Annotated in this window: 1 protein-coding gene; it reads right to left on the bottom strand. The window is 36.0% G+C overall.

Translation table 11 applies throughout. The features are described from left to right. Positions 1-63 precede the first annotated feature (63 nt). On the bottom strand, positions 64-314 hold a 251-nt coding region (locus JW499_RS21985), incomplete at its 5' end, for a DUF1398 family protein (protein ID WP_137658766.1).

Genomic DNA, 314 nt, shown 5'->3' with positions numbered 1-314 from the left:
CGTACACGTATTGCATTATGCCAACGCCCCGGTGCTGACACGGAAGAAACCGGACGTTATGATTTAGCGTGGAAAGATTTGTGTAGTGTTCTGAATGCTCTCAGTAAATAGTAATGAATTATCAAAGGTATAGTAATATCTTTTATGTTCATGGATATTTGTAACCCATCGGAAAACTCCTGCTTTAGCAAGATTTTCCCTGTATTGCTGAAATGTGATTTCTCTTGATTTCAACCTATCATAGGACGTTTCTATAAGATGCGTGTTTCTTGAGAATTTAACATTTACAACCTTTTTAAGTCCTTTTATTAACA

Source organism: Amphritea pacifica, assembly GCF_016924145.1.
GTDB lineage: Bacteria > Pseudomonadota > Gammaproteobacteria > Pseudomonadales > Balneatricaceae > Amphritea > Amphritea pacifica.
This window is presented reverse-complemented; position numbering and strand designations above follow the sequence as displayed.